We start from the raw sequence: 15,856 nt of genomic DNA, 5'->3' as shown, positions 1-15,856 counted from the left end.
CGAGAGGAGGCCATGCGGACCCGGCTCGCCAGCCGCGGCCGGGGGGCGAGACGACCGCGGCCATGAGGCAGACGGCCTGGTGGGCGCGAGAGGAGGCCACGCGGACCCGGCTCGGCAGGCGGGCCGAGGCGAGACGACCGCGGCCATGAGGCACCGCGGCTGGCGGGCCGCCGTGAGCCGGCCCGCTAGAGCACGTGCGCCCCTTCGGCAGGCGTTGCCACGAACCCGGCTGGCGGGTTGAACCCGTTGGCGGCAAAGGCCTTGTGGATCGCACCCTCCACTGTGGTCACGGCGTCGCGATCGACCAGCGCCAAGACGCACCCGCCGAACCCGCCGCCGGTCATGCGCGCGCCGTAGGCCCCGGCCTGCAGCGCGGTCTCCACGGCCACGTCCACCTCCGGCACAGTGATCTTGAAATCGTCCCGCATGGACGCGTGCGAGGCGGTCATGAGCGGCCCGATGTCGCGCACCCTTCCCGCCTTGAGGTGGGCGACGGTGTCGAGCACGCGCTGGTTCTCCGTGATGACGTGGCGCGCAAGCGGTACCAGATGGGGGTCTAAAAGCGACAGATCGGCAAGCGTCGCGTCCCTCAGCGCGGCCACCCCGATGCTCGCGGCGGCCTCCTCACAGGCGGCCCGGCGCATGCGGTATTCGCCGTCGACATGGGCGTGCGGGGCGCGGCTGTCCATCACGAGCATCGCCAGCCCCTCGCCCGTGAGGTCGAACGGGATCTGCTCGGTTTCGAGCGTGCGGCAATCGAGGAAGAGGGCGTGCCCGGCGCGGCACAATGTGGACGCGGACTGGTCCATGATGCCGCAGGGCATGCCCACGTAGTCGTTTTCGGCCCGCTGCGCGAGCGAGGGCCGTTGCGCCACAGGCACATCGAGCCCACCAAGCTCGGCAAGCGCGGTCAGCACAGCGCATTCGAGCGCTGCGCTCGACGAAAGACCCGCCCCCATGGGCACATCGGACTCGACCGTCAGGTCGGCGAACGGCACGTCAAATCCGGCCTCGCGCAGCACCCACACGACACCGGCGACATAGGCCGCCCACCCGACGACCTTATTGGACAGATCAAACAGGACGGTCTCGTCGCGGGACGTTACGCTCCAACGGCTTTCGGCGGTTTTTGCGGCCGTCACGGTCGTGCGATGCGGAAGTGCGAACGGCAGCACGAAGCCGTCGCAGTAGTCGGTGTGCTCGCCGATCAGGTTCACCCGGCCGGGGGCGACTGCCGTGACATTCATTTCTGCGCGAACCTCCACGCGTCGGCCACGATGTCGCGCAGGTCCGGCTTTGCCGGCACCCAGCCCAACTCCGTGCGCGCCTTTTCCGAAGAGGCGTAAAGCGCCGCGGGATCGCCCGACCGGCGCGGCGCGATCTCCACCGGGATCGGATGCCCGGTCACCTCGCGCACCGCGTCGACCACCTGCCGGTTGGAAAAGCCCGTGCCGTTGCCAAGGTTGTAGATCCGGTGCTGGCCCGGCACGAGCACGTCGAGCGCGAGCAGGTGCGCCTGCGCCAGGTCGGCGACGTGGATGTAGTCGCGGACGCACGTGCCATCGGACGTCGGATAGTCGTCGCCGAACAGCTGAAGCTTCTCCCGCTTGCCGAGCGCCACCTCAAGCGCGATCGGGATCAGATGCGTCTCGGGGTCGTGCCGCTCGCCGATCATCCCGCGCGAGTGGATCAGCGCGCCCGCCACGTTGAAGTAGCGCAGGCTCACCGCCGCCACGTCGTGCGCGTGCGCCTCGGAGGTGATCGCCATGTCGACCGCGAGCTTGGTCGCCCCGTAGGTGTTGACCGGCTTCGTCACGGCCTCCTCGGTCAGCGGCAGTTCGCTCGGATCGCCATAGGTCGCCGCCGTCGAAGAGAAGATTATTCTTGGTACCCGGGCGGCGCGCATGGCATCGAGCAACTTCAGCGACGCGACCAAGTTGTTGTCCCAGTGCCATTCCGGGTGCGCCATCGACTCGCCCGCCGCGATGAGGCCCGCGAAGTGCAGGACAGCGTCAAAGTCGGGCGTCAGCACGTCGGCGATGTCGTGGACGCGCGCCTGCACGAACTCCGCCTCGGCCGGCACCTGCGCCGCGTCGTTGCGGGACAGGTCGTCCACCACGACCACGCTGTGTCCGGCGTCGAGCAGGAGCCGGGTCACGACGCTACCCACGTAGCCCGCGCCACCGGTTACCAGAAGCTTCATGCGGCGAGCCTAACCCCTCACAACTTCCAACACAATCCGACAGTATCAAACACTCCTCCTTGGAGGAATTCATGATCCAGGAGGTAGGGCATCATTTATCCGTGGCTACGCCCCGACAACGCGAGCCTGGCCGCTTCGCGCGCACGCTGGCACCGGCGATCGTGCGCGCCGCGGACGGGCTCACCAGATGGACCAACCGCGTGCTGGGCGCCGACTCCACCACGGGGCGCGAGCGCATCACCGAGGACGAACTGCGCCGCCTGGTCGCCGTCAACACGACGCTCGACCCCGACGAACGGCTGATCATCGGCAAGGCGCTGGCCCGCTCGACCGCGATGGTGCGCGAGGTCATGGTCCCGCGGACCGAGGTGTGCTTCCTGCGCCGGACCATGACCGTGCGCGAGGCGGTCGAATACGCGCGCGCGGCCGGGCACACCCGCTTTCCCATCATCGACGCCGATGACGACGACGTAGTGGGCTTCGTGCACCTGCGCGACCTGCTGTGGGACGCTCAGCCCGACCGGGCGGTCGGCGAACTCGCGCGGGAGATCAAGCGCGTGCCGGCGAGCAAGCCCGTGCTGGCGGCGCTGTCGGAGATGCGGCGGGAGCGGCACACCATCGCCGTGGTGGCCGATGAATACGGCGGCACGGCCGGGATCGTCACGCTCGAAGACCTGATCGAGGAGTTGGTCGGTGAGATCCACGACGAATACGATGACACACCCACGGCCCTGCCGCACGAGCGGCCGTCCGAAGTGGACGGGCGGCTCAACCTTTCGGACTTCGCCGAGCGCACGGGAGTCGCGTTGCCCGATGGCCCATATGAGACGGTCGGCGGGTTCATCATGAGCGCGGTCGGGCGCCTGCCACGGGTCGGCGACGCCGTGACGGTGGACGTGTGCACGCTGATCGTGGCCGAGCTCGACGGCCGCCGGGTCGCGCGGGTGCGCGTCGTTCCCACGGAACTGGCATGACGCGACTGCCCAACTGGTCTCCCTATGCGGCGGCTGTGCTCGCGTTTGCCGCGGGGATGTGGCAGAAATGGCCGTGCCACAGCGCGGGCTGGCCCTACGATCGCGAGCTTATCTTCGGGCGGCTGTGCTACAGCGATTTTCCCGTGCTGTATGAGGGCCGCGGGTTGGCGCAGGGGCATTTTCCGTACTCGACGGAACGCTCTTTTGAATATCCGGTCCTGACCGGCTATCTGGCCGACATCACGGCGCGACTGTCCGGCACGCCTGCCGCTTACTATCTGCTCAACGCGTTCGTCATGCTGGCGTGCACGCTGGTCACGGTCTGGGCGACGGTCCGGCTCACCGGACGCACCGGCGCGGGTTTGATCGTCGGCCTGTCGCCGGTGCTCGCCGTCACCGGGACCATCAACTGGGACATGCTGCCGGTCATGTTCACCATGCTGGCGTTGCTGTTGTTCAAACGGGACCAGCAATGGCTGGCGGGTGTCGCGATTGGACTCGGCACGGCCGCGAAGCTTTACCCCGCACTGCTTTTGCTGGCGTTCCTGGTCGCGTCGCGTCGCCGCGGCTCGTCTCGCCTCGGCCCCCCGCCCGCCGCGGGCGAACGCAAGGCCCATTGGCCTCCTCTTGCTCTTGCGAGCCGCCCGGTGATTGCGGCGGGCCTCACCTGGGTCGTGGTCAATCTGCCGGTCGTCGTGTTGTTCCCGGACGGATGGCTGGAGTTCTTCCGGCTCAACCAATCCCGGCCCGCCGACTTCGGATCGGTCTACTATGCGCTGGAATTGTTGGGCATCAAGACGCCCTCGCTCAACGTGCTGGCCATGGTCGCATTAGGACTGTGCGTGCTCGCCATCCTGCTGTGGGCGCCGCGCGACCCGGTCGTGCTGAGCTTCCTGTTGGTGGCCGCATTCCTGGTGACCAATAAGGTGTACTCGCCGCAGTACGTGCTCTGGTTGCTCCCGTTGGCCGTCGCGGCGGGCGCACCACTGCTCAGTCTCGTGCTATGGCAGGCGGGCGAGCTGGCCTACTGGTGGTCGGTGTGGAAGCACCTGCACGGCTCGATCACGTATGACGGCTACGCGTTCTTCGTGTTCGCCCGCGTAGCCGTCACGCTTGTGCTGTGCGCGTCGGTCGTTATCGCGTTTCGGCACGAACGCGTCTTAGCGAGGTCGTCATGAGGATCGCGACGCCCGCCAGCAGCGCGGCTGCGATCGTCGCAACAGTGTTCAGGCTGGTGGTGAACGCCTCCGCTAGCACGAAGCCGCCCGACGGCACGATCCCACCCGACTCACTGCGATAGACCGCCGCGCCGATGGTGCCCAGGATCGCGATGCCCAAGGCGTAGCCCAACTCACCGCTCGTCTCGTTCATCGACGCCGCGGATCCGGCCTTCTCCGGCGGAGCCGATCCCAGGATGAAACCGGTCGTCAGGGTGACCAGCGGGCCCGCGCCCAGGCTGATGACGGCGAACGCGGTCGCGATGACGATCGGGGCGGCGGTCGCGCTGATCTGCGCGATGACGCTCATGCCCGCGACCGACACGGCCAGGCCGGCGCCGATCAAGTAGGGCGGGCGGATGCGGCGGGCGAGCAACGGCGACACCACGAAACTGATGGCCGACGCGACCGCGGCGGGCAGCATCCACAGGCCGGCCTCAAGCGGCGAGAGACCCTGCACGAGCTGCAGATATTGCGCGATGAACAGGGCTGCGGGAATAGGCCGCGGCCACGGAGGCGAGCCCGAACGCCGTCGCGCCGATCAGCAGCAGCCTGCGCCGGCCGATGCGGTCGCCGAGCGTGCCCATGGTGACCAGGAACCCGCTGAGCATGAAGCCGTAAATATCCATGATCCAAAGTTGCTCCGTGCCGTCCGCACCCAGGTCGGCGGCCACATGCGGCAGGGCAAGCAGCATGACGAACACGTCGATCGAAATCAGCAAGGTGGGCAGGGCCAGCACGCCCAACCCGATCCAGTTGGCTCTCATGCCCCTTGGTCGGAGCCCGTCCCCGGTTCTCGACATGAGCACACACTTCAGTTCACTGAAGTTCATCGGGGATCGATCGCCAAAGAGATCCGGCTCGTGGGATCCGTCAAATGGCCGGAGCGCGACAAGTTCGACGCCCGTGCCCCCACCGCGCGGCAGAAGCACCGCGCCCGGCTGACGGACGAGCCCGTGCCGCTGCTTGCCGTCAGCCGATCGGGTGTCTTCTGCCGCGGTCTGGACGTCGCCTTAAGCCTGCTGGAGCTCCTCTCGGCCTGGCGCCGCGACCCATCGACGCATTGATAGGGTGCGGCGCATGTCGTCGAGTCAGAGCAACACGTACTTGGAACGGGTTGTGGCACAGCAGGCCGCCCTGGAGGAGGACCTGCGTCCGAGCAAGGCGATGGCGCCCGCCCCGGCGCCACGCCGGTCGCGGGAATCCTCTCCGCGCGAGGAGAGCCCGTCTGTCGCCGTTCGGGTGACAGGCTTCGGGCGGTGGAAGAACGTGCTGGTGCCGCCGAACGCGTTCGTGGTGCACACGCGGCGCGGGCGGGAGAAGCCGGTCCACATTGGACTCGGGATCTCCTTCCGGTACAACCCATACACCGACTCATACCTGGTCGTGCCGGGCACCATGCAGACGATCCTGCTCAACGCGTTCTGCATCTGCCGGGAACTGCAGGGCGTCGTGGTCCAGGCCTACGTGCAGTGGATCGTCGCCGACATCGAGACCGCCTACCGCGGACTGGACTTCAGCGATCGCAACGATCCCATGCGGTTGGTCAACCTCCAGCTCAAGGAGCAGGCCGAGGCCGCGATCAAGGACAAGGTGGCCACGATGAGCGTGCGCGAAGTGCTCAGCGACAAGCAGCCCATCATCGAGGAGCTCACCTCACGCCTGCGCGCGGTCGCCGAGGGCAACCTCGGCCTGCGCATCGTCACCGTCCAGATCAAGGAGGCGGTGGTCAGCTCGACGACGCTGTGGGAAAACCTGCAAAAGCCCTATCGGGCCGAGCAGAACCAGATCGCGCGGCTGGCCGAGCTCACCACCGAGGAAGCCGTCTCGGCGCGGCAGGCGCAAAACGCGGCGGCCGCATTCGACCGCGACGCCAACGAAAAACTGCGGCGCGGTGAGCGGGAGCAGGAGGACGCGCGCAAACTCGCCGAGCAGCGCGACGCCACCAAGGTACACGCCATCCGGCTTGAGCAGGCGCGGCACGAGAAGGAGGTCGAGATCGGGCGGCTGCGGTTGGAGCTCGAACACACCCTGGAGCAGCTGAAGTTGGAGTACGAGCTGGCGACCGCCACGGCCCGCGCCGAAAACGAAAACTCCATCAAGCTGATGCAGATCGAACGCGGCCGCATGCGCCAGGACATCGACAACGGCCAGACCGAGACAGCCATCCAGGCCCGGCTCATCGCGACCCTCCCGGACATCGTCGCCAAGCTGCCCAAGCCCACCGAGCTGCGCTCCGTCAACCTCACCGGCACCGCCGACACCACATCCCTGGCCGGTGTGATCGCCTCGCTCACCGCGGCCTACAAGGCCCTTGCCGCGAAGGGCCCGGAAATCTGACCAACGGCGAGCTGGGCGATCGGCTCACCGCTGGCATTTTGCTCCACCTCGGCACCGAATCGGCGTCCCGAGGAGATCGGATTTACACGATGCCGTTTTCCTTGCTCTGGCAACACCGGACGCCGGGCTCAGGCAAACATCACGCGTGAGGTGCCGACGTTCATGAGGATGTCGGGCTTCTGCGCGAACTCGCCGTTGCCACTGTTCCAGTAGGCCTCGACATCCCCGTTGGCGTTGACCTTGACGAGCTCGTCACGCCCGTTGCCGTCGATGTCGGCGTAGATGCCCTCGCCGACGGGCTCATCTCGGCCGTCGCCGTCCAGATCGGCGAAAGTGCCGTCCTGCGGCTCGTCGCGCCGGTCGCCGTCGAGATCGGCGTGCGGCCGGTCCACCAGCTCGGTGCGCCCGTCGCCATCCAGATCGGCGAAGTGGACCTGATCCCGCCCGGTCGCGATCACCTCACCGGACTTGGCGAACTTGAAGTCGCCCTTGTTCAGGTAGACAGTAACCGTCCCGTCCGGCGACACGGTCACCAACTCGGCCATGGCATCGCCGTCCCACGACGATCCGCAGTTGCGGCTGACGATCTGCTCGGTCGCCCCGATGTCGCCCGCGTGCGGTGCGGCCGGCACCCCGCTGAACACCGCCCGCACGGCGACGTCTTGCTCCATCACCGTGTAGTGCAGGTGCGGCACATACTGCCGGTCGGGTATGCCGCTGTTGCCAACGTAGCCCATGTGCTGCCCCTGCTTGACCTCGGACCCGACGGGCAGGAACGAGGCGTCCATCAGGTGCAGGTAGTAGGTCTTCCACCCGCCCCCGTGGTCGAGGATGATGGTCCACCCGCTTTTCTCGCTCCACCAACCGGTGTATTCGAGCACGCCCGTGGCCGGCGCATGCAGCGGCTGCCCCTGCGTTTCCCCGCCGGCGTGGAACATGTCCAGGCTATTCGCATTGGGCCAATGCCCGGCATAGGTGGACACGCTCCAGACCTGTCCACATTGGAACGGCAGCTTGAAGTATGGAATGTCCTCCGCGATCACACGGCTTCAACGATCATGCCCGCGCCGACGGTGCGGTTGGTGTTCTCGTCGATGATGATGAACCCGCCGGTCGTGCGGTTGCGCCGGTATTCGTCCGCAAGCAGCGGCACCGTGGTCCGCAGCCGCACCCGCCCGATCTCGTTGAGCGCCAAGCCCGACGCCTGCTCGTCCCGGTGCAGCGAGTTGACGTCGAGCCGGTAGTGCAGTTGCCGCACGATCGCCCGCGCGTTGCGTGTCGTGTGCTTGATGGCGTATTTTCCGCCCACGCTCAACGGCTTGGTCTCGTCCATCCAGCAGACCAGCGCCTCGACGTCCTGCGCGATCGCGGGCGCGTTGTTGGGCCGGCAGATCATGTCGCCGCGCGAGATGTCGATCTCGTCTTCCAGCCGTACCGTGACCGACATCGGTGGGAACGCCTCCTGCACCGGCCCGTCGGCGGTCTCGATCGACGCGATCCGGGTGGTGAACCCGCTCGGCACCACCATCACCTCGTCGCCCGGCTTGAGCACGCCCGAGGCGACCTGCCCCGCGTAGCCCCGATAATCCGTCACGACCGTCGATTGTGGACGGACCACGAACTGCACCGGGAACCGCACATCCACCAGATTGCGGTCGGACGCGATGTGCACGTGCTCCAGGTGGTGCAGCAGCGAGGGTCCTTCGTACCACGGCATGTTGGCCGAGCGCGACACGATGTTGTCGCCCTTGAGCGCCGAGATCGGGATGATGGCCAGATCGGTGATCTCCAGCTTGGCCGCGAACGCGCTGAACTCTGCGACGATTTCGTTGTAGATGTCCTGCGACCAGTCCACCAGGTCCATCTTGTTGACGCACAGCACCAGGTGCGGCACGCGCAGCAACGAGCACAGGAACGCGTGCCGCCGCGACTGCTCCACGATCCCCTTGCGCGCATCGACCAACACCAACGCCAGGTCAGCCGTTGACGCGCCCGTGACCATATTGCGCGTGTACTGAATGTGCCCCGGCGTGTCCGCGATGATGAACTTGCGCTTGGGCGTGGCGAAATACCTGTACGCCACGTCGATCGTGATGCCCTGCTCCCGCTCCGCCCGCAGCCCATCGGTCAACAGCGCGAGGTTGGTGTATTCGTCGCCGCGCGCCGCGCTGACCGCCTCGACGGCCTCCAGCTGGTCAGTGAACAGCGACTTGGTGTCGTAGAGCAGGCGCCCGATCAGGGTCGACTTGCCGTCGTCGACGCTGCCCGCCGTGGCGAACCGTAGAAGATCTCCAGACATTTTAGAAGTACCCTTCCCGCTTGCGATCTTCCATGGCCGCCTCCGAAACCTTGTCGTCGCCGCGGGTCGCACCGCGCTCGGTGATCCTCGTGGAGGCCACCTCGTCGATCACCTTCGCGACCGTGTCGGCATCGGAACGGATCGCGGCGGTGCAGGTCGCGTCGCCCACGGTCCGGTAGCGCACCTGCTCGGTGAACACGGTCTCCCCCGCCTTGGCCGCGAGGAACTCGTTGACCGCGTAGAGCATGCCATCGCGCTCGACCACCTCACGGTCGTGCGCGAAGTAGATCGACGGCAGTGGAATGTCATCGCGCTCGATGTAATGCCAGATGTCCAGCTCGGTCCAGTTGGACAGGGGGAACACCCGGATCGACTCGCCCGGGTGGTGCCGGCCGTTGTAGAGCGACCACAGCTCGGGCCGCTGGTTTTTGGGGTCCCACTGGCCGAACTCGTCGCGGAAGGAGAACATGCGCTCCTTCGCCCGCGCCTTCTCCTCATCGCGCCGCGCCCCGCCGAACAGCGCGTCGAAGCGGTACTTCTCGACGGCATCCAAAAGAACGGGTGTCTGGATGCGGTTGCGCGACCCGCCGGCCGGCTCCGTGACCAGGCCGCGCTCCAACGCGTCCGGCACGCTCGCCACGATCAGCTGCAGCCCGAGCTCCTCGACCCGCCGGTTGCGATAGACGATGACCTCGGGAAAGTTGTGCCCGGTGTCCACGTGCATCACGGGGAACGGGATGCGCCCCGGATGGAACGCCTTCTCCGCCAGGCGCAGCATGACGATCGAATCCTTGCCGCCGGAGAACAGCATCACCGGCCGCTCCAGCTCCGCCACGACCTCCCGCATCACGAAAATGCTCTCGGCCTCGAGAGCATCCAGATGCGTGAAGCGATAGGAAGCAGCCGGGTTGGTCATCGCCAGAGCCTTTCCTAGTATTTTACTCGGGAATTTACGGTACCCATCTCACCCACCCGCATCAACCGTGCTGTGACAGGGCCGACAACAGCTTCTTTGCCAGGTCGGCCCGGCACACCAGCAGATCCGGGAGGCTCGGGTCGGCCCGGTTGTAGATCAACGCACTTCCATCGATCCGCGACGTGTGCAGACCCGTTGTCTGGGCGACTGCGACCGGCGCGGCCGAGTCCCATTCATATTGCCCGCCCGCGTGAATATATGCGTCAACCTGTCCAGTAATCACTGCGGCGATTTTTGCGCCCGCCGATCCCATCGGCACGAGCACCGCTGCGACCTGCTCGGCGAGCGCGGGCAGGAACGCCGGTGGCCGGGTGCGGCTGGTCGCGATCCTGAACTGCCCGCCGGACGCGACATCCGGGTGCAGCGACGGGTAAGCGGGCCTTGGGTCGGTCGCCAGCAGCTGCGGCGCAGCCGGAAGCGCGATCGCCCCGGCCGTGAGCGCCAGCGTCTTCTGGCTCCACAGCGCGACGTGCACGGCCCAGTCCGTCCGCCCCGGCTCGCCGAACTCGCGCGTGCCATCCAGCGGATCGACGATCCACACCCGCTCGTTGACCAGCCGGGCCGGGTCGTCGCGCACGCCCTCCTCCGAGAGCACGGCGTCGGCCGGCCGCCACCGGCTCAGCTCGGTGAGCAGCATGTCATGCGCCCGCTTGTCACCCGCCTCACGCAGGGCGTCCGGGTCGCCAAAGCCCATCTCCTCGCGCAGGCCCTGCAGCATCTCGCCCACGCTGCGCGCCAGCCAAGCGGCGAACGCGCCATCCGACGCCGGGGGCATCAATACGCCCCCGAACTACGCAGGACCGCCGTCACCGTGCGCAGCATGATGACCAGGTCCATGGACAATGACCAATTCTCGACATAGCGCAGATCCAACCGCACCGCTTCCTCCCAGGAAAGGTCCGACCGGCCAGACACCTGCCAGAGTCCGGTCATTCCAGGCTTGACCGCCAGCCTTCGACGGACGTCATCAGCATATGCGGCCACCTCCCCCGGCAGGGGCGGGCGCGGGCCCACGAGCGACATCTGTCCAGAAACGACATTGAAGAGCTGGGGCAATTCATCTATCGAGTACCGGCGCAGCCAACGCCCGGTCGGTGTGACGCGCGGATCGTCGCGCATCTTGAACAGCACGCAATCGTATTCGTTCAGGGGGATCAGCTCTTTGAGGCGGGCCTCCGCGTCGACGTGCATGGTGCGGAACTTGTAGATGGTGAACTCGCGCCCGTCGCGGCCGACCCGGGTCTGTTTGAAGAACACCGGACCGGGCGAACCCCGCTTGATCAGGACTGCGATGGCGATCAGCAGTGGGGCGAACAACAGGATGAGCAGGGACGCGGCCGCCCGGTCCGCGAGCTCCTTGACGATCCGGCTCCCGCCGGACAGACGCGGATGCTCCACGTGCAGCATGGGCAGACCGTCGACGGGGCGGATCGTGGTGCGGTCGCCCGCCACGTCGATCAGCGCGCTGGCCACTATCAGGTCGACCTCGTCCCGCTCCAGCTGCCAGGCCATGCGCCGCAGCGCGTGCCCGTCCAGCTCCGGGCAGCTCAACACGATCACGGTGTCGGCGCCCGCGTGGCTCACGGCGGTCGCGACATCGTCGAACGTGCCGTAGACGGGCAGCCCGACCAGCCCGTCGCTGCCGGCCGGAACGCACGCGCCGACGACTTCCAGCCCGTGGAACCGCTCGCGGCACAGTTGCCGGGTCAGCGCGATGATCGCCAGCTCGTGCCCGACCACGATCACCCGGCGCAGACATTCGCCGCGCTCGCGGCGCAGGTGAAGCCGGTGGCGCAGGAGGAATCGCGCGACCACCATCCCCGCCGTGGCGGCGGGCAGCGCGATGAGCACGTACGACCGCGCGGTCGGCAGTTCGAGGGCATACGAGACGATGGAGGCGGCGGCGATCAACCATAGACCTCCGCGAATCACCCGGTCATATTCCTGGGTACCGACAAAAAGGAACCGTTTGTCGTATGACCTCGTTGAGCCGACCGCGGCGACCAGCGCGATGGGAAGCAGAACAGACAACAGGAAATACATCCGGTTGTGAGGGGTCAGCGGCCCGCCGAAGCGGAACAGATAGGCCAGGGCCCCGGCCGCGGTGCCGACCACGAAATCGGCGGCCAGCAGCGTCCACAGGTAGCGCTGCTCCCAGCCCTTCCGGCGGTTGAGTTCCCGGACCGGGACGCCGATGTGCGTGCGGCCACGCGGCTGTGGCCGCACGGCCACCAGCCCGATCGGCGCCGGGCTGAACGGCGCCGGCCCGGCGGGAGTCGGCGCATAGTCCACGGATGACGGACGACGGTCTCGACTCGGGTAGGGCCGTGGCCGCTGCTGCATCCGTGATTCCTCGCTCCTGCTAAAGCAAGTCGCAGGGGCGGACCGCCGGCGAAGGCGCCGTCCCTCACGGGTTCAACGGCGCGTGCGGTGAAATGTCACGCAGTGTGATAGATCTGCTGAGCCGGGGCCAGGCCCTTCACCACCACGGCCTCCACGGCATCGGCGGCCCGATCGACCAGGAACTCCAGCTCCTTGCGCTCGGCGGAGGAAAAGTCGTTGAGCACGAAGTCGGCCGGATCCTGCCTGCCGGGCGGGCGGCCGATGCCGAACCGCACCCGCACATAGTCCTTTGTGGACAGTGAACCGGACATGGAGCGAAGCCCGTTGTGGCCGCCCTCGCCCCCGCCGAACTTCAACCGCAGCTGGCCGTAAGGGATGTCGAGCTCATCGTGCACGGCGACGATCTGCTCCGGCGGCACCTTGTAAAACTGGGCGAGCCCCACCACCGGGCCACCCGAAAGGTTCATGTAGCTCAACGGCTTGGCCAGCACGAGCCGGGGCGCGTCGGCGCCGAAACCCAGGCGCGCCTCGGCGACCTCGGCGAGCGCCTTGCGATGGCGGCCGAATGTGGCACCGACCCGCTTGGCCAGCAGGTCGACGACCATATATCCGACGTTGTGCCGGTTGCCGGCGTATCTCGGGCCCGGGTTGCCCAGCCCGACGATGAGCCAGGGCGCGTTGTCCACCAAAGTCCCCTCTCATCGCCGGACTGATTGACGGTCTGCCGGACCAATTTTAGGTGCCCGCGCACCCGGCGCGGCACCCGATATCGCATGCGACCCGCAACCTGGCGGCTCAGTCTTCGGGGGCAACCGCGACGGACCAGCCGTCACGGTCGCCCGCCTGTCCCGATCGCCAGCCTCGGACTTCTCGTCCCTCGGCGATCGCAGCAGGCTGACCATCGCGGTGAGCTGCCTGTCGCGGTTGCCCGTCGAAGCGGATCGCGGCTCCCAAGTCGAGGCGGTCAGCCCTCGGACTTTTCGCCCTCGGCGCCTTCCTCGGCCTCGCCCTCGGCACCTTCCTCGGCCGCCGCGGCGGTCTCACCCTCAAGCTGCTCGGCGGTCGGGGCGTGCGCCACGACCACCATGATGGTCTCGGGGTCGGTCGCCAACGTCACGCCGCGCGGCAGCTTGATCTCGCCGGCGGTCACGTGCGCGCCCGCGTCGAGGCCCTCGACCGACGCCTCCAGGTGCTCCGGCAGGTTCAGCGCCTCGGCCAGGATGGACACCCGGTCGTGGTCGACGGTCACCAGCGTGCCGCGCGCGGGCTCGCCGACGACCTGCACCGGAACATCGACGGTCACCATCTCGCCGCGCTTGACGATGATCAGATCGACGTGCTTGAAGGTGTCTTTGAGCACGTCGCGCTGGATCGCCTTGGGCAGCGCCAGCGTGGTGTGCCCATCGGAGACGGAGATGTCGAAGACGGTCGTCATGCCGCCGTGCCGCAGGGCCGCGGCGAACTCCTTGGCGGGCAGGGAAATGTGGCGGGGGGCCTCGCCGTGGCCGTAGATGACGGCGGGCACGAGGCCGGCCTTGCGGGCACGGCGGGCAAAGCCCTTGCCGAACTCGGTCCGCGGCTCGGCGGTGATCTTCACGCCTGTAGACATGAGAAAACTCCTGGCTCAATGATCGTTTGAAGGGCGGCCGACGATGAGCCAGAGCTCCGCGTCGATAACGGTGCTCGCGCACCCTCGCCGTGGCAACCGAGCCATAATACCTTGCGCGTGCCAAAGCGAACGCGCGGGCAGCTCGCCCCGGAAGGCGACGCCCTCCAAGCCCGATCCTGACCACTTCGTGGATCAGAGATCGTCAGGATCACGCCGCCGGCGAGCCGCGGTCCACCCGATCAGCTCAACCCGCCGAACAGGGTGGTGACCGAGCCGTCGTCGAACACCTCACGGATGGCACGGGCCAGCAGCGGGGCGATCGAAAGCACGGTCAGCTTGTCGAACTGCTTCTCCGGCGGCAGCGGCAGCGTGTTGGTCACGACCACCTCGCGGATCCGGCTGTTCTTCAGGCGCTCGGTGGCCGGATCGGAGTGCACGGCATGGGTCGCCGCCACGATCACGTCGGCCGCGTCCGAGTCGAACAGGATGTCGGCCGCCTTGGAGATCGTGCCCGCGGTATCGATCATGTCATCGACAATGATGCATGTGCGCCCGGCCACCTCACCGATCACTCGATTGGCCACCACCTGGTTGGGCGCGGTGATGTCGCGGGTCTTGTGGATGAACGCCAGCGGAGTCCCGCCCAGTTTGTCGGCCCATCGCTCGGCCACCCGCACCCGCCCGGAATCCGGCGCCACCACCGTGAGCGGGCGATCCCCGTAGGCGCCCTGCACGTATCCGGCCAGGATGTCCATCGCGAACAGGTGATCCACCGGGCCGTCGAAGAAGCCCTGGATCTGGGCGGTGTGCAGGTCCACGGTGAGGATGCGGTTGGCCCCGGCGGTCTTGAGCAGATCGGCGATCAGCCGCGCCGAGATGGGCTCGCGGCCCCGGTGCTTCTTGTCCTGCCGGGCATACGGATAAAACGGCAACACGACCGTGATGCGCTTGGCGGATCCACGCTTCGCTGCGTCGACCATCAGCAGCGTCTCCATGAACCACTTGTTCACGGGCTGCGTCATGGACTGGATGATGAACGCGTCGGCCCCTCGCACCGACTCGGTGTAGCGCACGAAGGTCTCGCCCCCGGCGAAGTCATATGCGGTCGTCGGTGTGACATCGACCCCGAGCACGTGCCCGATTTCCTCGGCCAGCTGAGGGTAGGCCCGGCCGGAGAAGAGCATGAGGCTCTTCCTGTTCTCCGCGACGATGCTGCCCATCGGTTTCCGCCTCTCACGCGATGGCTTGCGGTCAGTATCACCTTCGGGCCATCCTCTCCTGGCGCTTTCGTCACCAGGATTTAAGGCCAACCTCACGTGCGCTATCTCACTGTGGACACTCGCCTTGATGACGACCATGCCGGGGCGTTACCGTCAATGCTGTGCCGAGTGAAGAGAGCGTGGAGCAGCCGCCGGTGATCCAGCGGCGCATTCTGCTGCTCCTTGCGGCCGGCTTCACCATCTCGACCATAGCCAAACTGGTCTTCCTCAGCGAGCGCGCGGTCTACGAGCACATCGCCGCGCTCAAGAGCGCCACCGGCGCCAAGAACCAGTTCGCCCTCGGCGCCGAGGCCGCCAAGCGAGGCTGGTTGTGACCGCGCGGGCGCACCCTGCTCGTTGATCTTCGGTCGGCTTCACCTGCGGCGCGGCCACCAATGCCTGCCGCGGGACCGAGCCGCCGCCAACCCACGTGGAAACCTACGCCGGCTACGGCTGCTTACCGCGGCCCAAACCTCGCGCCCCTGGAAAGGTGTCCCACCCACGGCGCTCGTTGCCCTTCGGTCAACCCCGGCCGGTTGATCATGAAGTTAGCGTCACGACGCCCCGTCGAACAGGGACGTAAGTTCAGATCAACCGGAGGCGTGGCCGGGAGGGTGGGGTGGGGGGAGGGTGGGG

General features: G+C 67.3%; 16 protein-coding genes and 1 pseudogene. 5 read left to right on the top strand and 12 right to left on the bottom strand.

Features of this window, described 5'->3' with window-relative positions:
- Positions 1–185 precede the first annotated feature (185 nt).
- Together galK and galE are read right to left on the bottom strand one after the other, a co-directional pair.
- On the bottom strand, positions 186–1,247 hold the full coding sequence (gene galK, locus DM816_RS31885) for a galactokinase (protein ID WP_117214106.1): 1,062 nt from the start codon (positions 1,245–1,247) through the stop codon (positions 186–188).
- Positions 1,244–2,203: a UDP-glucose 4-epimerase GalE gene (gene galE / locus DM816_RS31880; protein WP_117214104.1), complete on the bottom strand. Its 960-nt coding sequence runs from the start codon at positions 2,201–2,203 to the stop codon at positions 1,244–1,246. The genes galK and galE overlap by 4 nt, the downstream gene beginning before the upstream one ends.
- A 101-nt stretch (positions 2,204–2,304) precedes the next feature.
- Here galE and DM816_RS31875 point away from each other — a divergent pair, with 101 nt between their 5' ends.
- Both DM816_RS31875 and DM816_RS31870 read left to right on the top strand, forming a co-directional pair.
- On the top strand, positions 2,305–3,177 hold the full coding sequence (locus DM816_RS31875; protein WP_425455297.1) for a hemolysin family protein: 873 nt from the start codon (positions 2,305–2,307) through the stop codon (positions 3,175–3,177).
- The gene (locus tag DM816_RS31870) at positions 3,174–4,355 is read left to right on the top strand and encodes a glycosyltransferase 87 family protein (protein ID WP_117214102.1); all 1,182 of its coding nucleotides are present in this window, start codon (positions 3,174–3,176) and stop codon (positions 4,353–4,355) included. The genes DM816_RS31875 and DM816_RS31870 overlap by 4 nt, the downstream gene beginning before the upstream one ends.
- Here DM816_RS31870 and DM816_RS44800 read toward each other — a convergent pair.
- Together DM816_RS44800 and DM816_RS44795 are read right to left on the bottom strand one after the other, a co-directional pair.
- Entirely contained in the window at positions 4,312–4,854 is a 543-nt protein-coding gene (locus DM816_RS44800; RefSeq protein ID WP_246002473.1) for an MFS transporter, read from the bottom strand. The two genes, DM816_RS31870 and DM816_RS44800, sit on opposite strands and share 44 nt — an antisense overlap.
- Before the next feature lie 34 nt (positions 4,855–4,888).
- Positions 4,889–5,197 (bottom strand): annotated as a pseudogene (locus DM816_RS44795) (MFS transporter); the annotation flags it as partial.
- 60 nt (positions 5,198–5,257) lie between these two features.
- Between DM816_RS44795 and DM816_RS31860 the strand changes: the two are divergent.
- The gene (locus DM816_RS31860; protein ID WP_117214101.1) at positions 5,258–5,461 is read left to right on the top strand and encodes a hypothetical protein; all 204 of its coding nucleotides are present in this window, start codon (positions 5,258–5,260) and stop codon (positions 5,459–5,461) included.
- A 13-nt stretch (positions 5,462–5,474) separates the two neighbouring features.
- On the top strand, positions 5,475–6,734 hold the full coding sequence (locus DM816_RS31855; RefSeq protein WP_117214099.1) for an SPFH domain-containing protein: 1,260 nt from the start codon (positions 5,475–5,477) through the stop codon (positions 6,732–6,734).
- A gap of 128 nt (positions 6,735–6,862) precedes the next feature.
- On the opposite strand, the gene DM816_RS31850 is transcribed toward DM816_RS31855, so the two are convergent.
- The 8 genes from DM816_RS31850 to DM816_RS31815 form a co-directional block, all read right to left on the bottom strand.
- Complete coding sequence (locus tag DM816_RS31850) at positions 6,863–7,777, bottom strand: VCBS repeat domain-containing M23 family metallopeptidase (RefSeq protein WP_117214097.1); 915 nt, start codon at positions 7,775–7,777, stop codon at positions 6,863–6,865.
- On the bottom strand, positions 7,774–9,033 hold the full coding sequence (locus DM816_RS31845; protein WP_117214096.1) for a sulfate adenylyltransferase subunit 1: 1,260 nt from the start codon (positions 9,031–9,033) through the stop codon (positions 7,774–7,776). Before DM816_RS31845 ends, DM816_RS31850 begins: the two co-directional genes overlap by 4 nt.
- A 1-nt stretch (position 9,034) precedes the next feature.
- Entirely contained in the window at positions 9,035–9,949 is a 915-nt protein-coding gene (cysD, locus tag DM816_RS31840) for a sulfate adenylyltransferase subunit CysD (RefSeq protein WP_117214094.1), read from the bottom strand.
- 61 nt (positions 9,950–10,010) lie between these two features.
- Positions 10,011–10,784: a 3'(2'),5'-bisphosphate nucleotidase CysQ gene (locus DM816_RS31835; RefSeq protein WP_117214092.1), complete on the bottom strand. Its 774-nt coding sequence runs from the start codon at positions 10,782–10,784 to the stop codon at positions 10,011–10,013.
- Complete coding sequence (locus tag DM816_RS31830; protein ID WP_117214090.1) at positions 10,784–12,352, bottom strand: sugar transferase; 1,569 nt, start codon at positions 12,350–12,352, stop codon at positions 10,784–10,786. Before DM816_RS31830 ends, DM816_RS31835 begins: the two co-directional genes overlap by 1 nt.
- Before the next feature lie 95 nt (positions 12,353–12,447).
- Positions 12,448–13,041, bottom strand: a complete 594-nt coding sequence (gene pth / locus DM816_RS31825) for an aminoacyl-tRNA hydrolase (protein WP_117214088.1) — start codon at positions 13,039–13,041, stop codon at positions 12,448–12,450.
- A 275-nt stretch (positions 13,042–13,316) separates the two neighbouring features.
- Positions 13,317–13,961 carry a 50S ribosomal protein L25/general stress protein Ctc gene (locus DM816_RS31820; protein WP_117214087.1) on the bottom strand — a complete coding sequence of 215 codons (645 nt, stop codon included), beginning with the start codon at positions 13,959–13,961 and terminating at the stop codon, positions 13,317–13,319.
- A gap of 239 nt (positions 13,962–14,200) precedes the next feature.
- Entirely contained in the window at positions 14,201–15,181 is a 981-nt protein-coding gene (locus DM816_RS31815) for a ribose-phosphate diphosphokinase (RefSeq protein ID WP_117214085.1), read from the bottom strand.
- Positions 15,182–15,342: 161 nt separating this feature from the next.
- Here DM816_RS31815 and DM816_RS31810 point away from each other — a divergent pair, with 161 nt between their 5' ends.
- A complete protein-coding gene (locus tag DM816_RS31810) occupies positions 15,343–15,555 on the top strand; it encodes a helix-turn-helix domain-containing protein (protein WP_162908047.1) in 213 nt (70 codons plus the stop codon).
- The last annotated feature ends 301 nt before the right edge of the window (positions 15,556–15,856 follow it).

Origin of the sequence: Allorhizocola rhizosphaerae (assembly GCF_003426775.1) — a bacterium.
Classification (GTDB): Bacteria; Actinomycetota; Actinomycetes; order Mycobacteriales; family Micromonosporaceae; genus Allorhizocola; species Allorhizocola rhizosphaerae.
This window is presented reverse-complemented; position numbering and strand designations above follow the sequence as displayed.

Excerpts from the sequence above, each read along its gene's own strand:
- DM816_RS31815 (WP_117214085.1), bottom strand. The coding sequence starts at position 15,181 with ATGGGCAGCATCGTCGCGGAGAACAGGAAGAGCCTCATGCTCTTCTCC.
- galE (WP_117214104.1), bottom strand. The coding sequence starts at position 2,203 with ATGAAGCTTCTGGTAACCGGTGGCGCGGGCTACGTGGGTAGCGTCGTG.
- cysD (WP_117214094.1), bottom strand. The coding sequence starts at position 9,949 with ATGACCAACCCGGCTGCTTCCTATCGCTTCACGCATCTGGATGCTCTC.
- DM816_RS31870 (WP_117214102.1), top strand. The coding sequence starts at position 3,174 with ATGACGCGACTGCCCAACTGGTCTCCCTATGCGGCGGCTGTGCTCGCG.
- galK (WP_117214106.1), bottom strand. The coding sequence starts at position 1,247 with ATGAATGTCACGGCAGTCGCCCCCGGCCGGGTGAACCTGATCGGCGAG.
- DM816_RS31845 (WP_117214096.1), bottom strand. The coding sequence starts at position 9,033 with ATGTCTGGAGATCTTCTACGGTTCGCCACGGCGGGCAGCGTCGACGAC.
- DM816_RS31835 (WP_117214092.1), bottom strand. The coding sequence starts at position 10,784 with ATGCCCCCGGCGTCGGATGGCGCGTTCGCCGCTTGGCTGGCGCGCAGC.
- DM816_RS31820 (WP_117214087.1), bottom strand. The coding sequence starts at position 13,961 with ATGTCTACAGGCGTGAAGATCACCGCCGAGCCGCGGACCGAGTTCGGC.
- DM816_RS31855 (WP_117214099.1), top strand. The coding sequence starts at position 5,475 with ATGTCGTCGAGTCAGAGCAACACGTACTTGGAACGGGTTGTGGCACAG.
- DM816_RS31830 (WP_117214090.1), bottom strand. The coding sequence starts at position 12,352 with ATGCAGCAGCGGCCACGGCCCTACCCGAGTCGAGACCGTCGTCCGTCA.